This window comes from Streptomyces sp. NPDC002573, from assembly GCF_042889625.1.
Lineage (GTDB): Bacteria > Actinomycetota > Actinomycetes > Streptomycetales > Streptomycetaceae > Streptomyces > Streptomyces gibsoniae.
The window spans coordinates 1-2,310 of record NZ_JBIARC010000231.1; the positions used below are offsets into that span (position 1 = coordinate 1).

Sequence of the window (2,310 nt, forward strand, 5' to 3'; positions counted from 1 at the left end):
CGGCGAGTACTTGCTGGGTGGTGCCACGTCTTGCCTCTCGTTTCCTTACACAGGGATCCTATTGGGTCCCTGTCCGGAAACCTCGGGGCACCTCACGAGGCATTCCTGGATGCGCCCGACACGATCGTGGAACTAGCAAGTCTTCATGACACCTACGGCCAGTTCCCCACGGCACGGGCCACCTCGTACAACGAAGCCTGGAAGAAGATCGCGTCGGACGATCCGGACCAGGTCGCCGCCGGAAACCGCGACCTGCTGCAGAACGAGCAGTGGACCATCATCCAACCCCGCTACGACGTCCTGAAGGGCATGAAAGGGGGAGGAGTGCCTACGCCCTTCACCCGCGCCGTCCATCCGTACCACCAGGACTTCGTGATCGAGATGCCCGGCCAGGACATCCTCGACCGCGACCCCACGAACCGACGGAATGCCCTGGTCAGGGCCGATGCAACCTCTGTGTAGATCGTTTCCCGCGTTGCCGGGCGATTTTTCCCGCGCCGCATGCCAGGTGCTTCGGCGATGGATGCGGAGACACCCCACCAGCTTCGCTCGCCCGGTAGCTCAGCTGCGGGTGACGTTCCTGGTGAGCAGGCGGAGCAAGTGCTTGGCCGTGGCGTCCTGCTCGGGAGTCAGTCCCATGGCCTCGCCGATGGCCGCAGGGACGGTACGAGCCTTCTCGTGAAGATCCGCACCAGCCGGGGTGAGGTGGATGGAGACGGACCGCTCGTCCTCGGCGCGTCGTTCACGGCGGATCAGGCCACCGGCTTCCAGGCGTTTGAGCAGCGGAGAAAGGGTGCTGGATTCCAGTTGGAGCGCGGTGCCCAGCTCACGGACGGATATGGAGTCCTGCTCCCACAGCACCAGCATGACCAGGTACTGCGGGTAGGTCAGGCCCAGGTCGTCCAGCAGGGGCCGATAGCGGACGGTGACCGCCCGCGAGGCGGCGTACAAGGCGAAGCACAGCTGGTCCTGGAGCAGGAGCGAGCCCGGCTCAGCGGCGTGGTGCCCGTTCTCGTCCATGGCTTCGGTCCTCACATCGAATGATCGGCGAACGCCATTCTACCTCTTCCAGGCGCCCGCGATTATGTAGCGCTAGATTAAGTTGCGCACGACTAAATCGGGCAGTACTGTTCCAGTCAGCCCCGCCGGACGGCCGGGCCCACCGCTCGCCGCCCACCGCCATCCCCCATGAGGAGCGACCCATGTCCAAGACCACCACCCGCCCGGTGCTGGAGCCCGCCGCCGCAGCCTTCGCCGAGGCCACCGCAAACCCGCCGTACCTGTTCGACCTGGGCCCGGCCGAAGGCCGCAAGACCGTCGACGAGGTCCAGTCCGGCGAGATCACCAAGCCGGAAATCGCCGAGGAGTGGGTGACCGTCCCCGGCGGCCCCACCGGATCGGTCAAGGCCCGCATCGTCCGCCCCGCCGACGCTCAGAGCGTGCTGCCGGTGATCATCTACATCCACGGCGCCGGATGGGTCTTCGGCAACGCCCACACCCACGACCGCCTGGTCCGCGAGCTGGCCGTCGGCGCCCGGGCCGCCGTCGTCTTCCCCGAGTACGACCTGTCCCCGGAGGCCCGTTACCCGGTCGCCATCGAACAGAACTACGCCGTCGCCCGCTGGATCGTCACCGACGGCGCCGCAAAGAACCTGGACGCCACCCGCATCGCCGTGGCCGGCGACTCCGTCGGCGGCAACATGGCCGCGGCACTGACCCTGATGGCCAAGGAGCGCGGCGACGTCCCCCTGGTGCAGCAGGTGCTGTTCTACCCGGTCACCGACGCCAGCTTCGACACCGCCTCCTACCACCAGTTCGCCGAGGGCTACTTCCTGCGCCGGGACGCCATGCAGTGGTTCTGGGACCAGTACACGACCGACGAAAGTGAGCGCGCCCAGATCACCGCCTCCCCGCTGCGCGCCACCACCGAGCAGCTGACCGGTCTGCCCCCGGCGCTGGTCATCACCGGCGAGGCCGACGTCCTGCGCGACGAGGGCGAGGCCTACGCCAACAAGCTGCGCGAGGCCGGCGTCCCGGTCACGGCGGTGCGCTACCAGGGCATCATCCACGACTTCGTGATGCTCAACGCCCTGCGCGGCACCCACGCCGCCGAGGCCGCCATCACCCAGGCCGTCACCGCGCTGCGCGACGTTCTCACCAACTGACCAGGCAGCACCCTGTCCTTGCCGGAAACCTCATCCGGCCAGGTCAAGCGGCATGCTGGTACTCGTGGAGTGTGCCGCCGAGTCGGTCGCGTCTTCGTACGTCAAGGCGAAGGATCCGGGCCGGGTCGTTGATCGGCTCGGGCAA

Annotated in this window: 3 protein-coding genes; 2 read left to right on the top strand and 1 reads right to left on the bottom strand. The window is 67.4% G+C overall.

Annotation, left to right across the window (positions count from 1 at the left end; genetic code table 11):
• Positions 1-126: 126 nt before the first annotated feature.
• Positions 127-462 carry a hypothetical protein gene (locus tag ACFYX0_RS47490; RefSeq protein WP_388981993.1) on the top strand — a complete coding sequence of 112 codons (336 nt, stop codon included), beginning with the start codon at positions 127-129 and terminating at the stop codon, positions 460-462.
• Positions 463-561: 99 nt separating this feature from the next.
• Here the strand turns inward: ACFYX0_RS47490 and ACFYX0_RS47495 are convergent, their stop codons facing one another.
• A complete protein-coding gene (locus tag ACFYX0_RS47495; RefSeq protein WP_388981996.1) occupies positions 562-1,020 on the bottom strand; it encodes a MarR family winged helix-turn-helix transcriptional regulator in 459 nt (152 codons plus the stop codon).
• Between the two features lie 182 nt (positions 1,021-1,202).
• Between ACFYX0_RS47495 and ACFYX0_RS47500 the strand changes: the two genes are divergently transcribed.
• Complete coding sequence (locus ACFYX0_RS47500) at positions 1,203-2,165, top strand: alpha/beta hydrolase (protein WP_388981999.1); 963 nt, start codon at positions 1,203-1,205, stop codon at positions 2,163-2,165.
• Positions 2,166-2,310 lie beyond the last annotated feature (145 nt).

Bases quoted from the DNA above. Each gene is read 5' to 3' on its own strand.
- ACFYX0_RS47500 (WP_388981999.1), top strand. From the start codon at position 1,203: ATGTCCAAGACCACCACCCGCCCGGTGCTGGAGCCCGCCGCCGCAGCC.
- ACFYX0_RS47495 (WP_388981996.1), bottom strand. From the start codon at position 1,020: ATGGACGAGAACGGGCACCACGCCGCTGAGCCGGGCTCGCTCCTGCTC.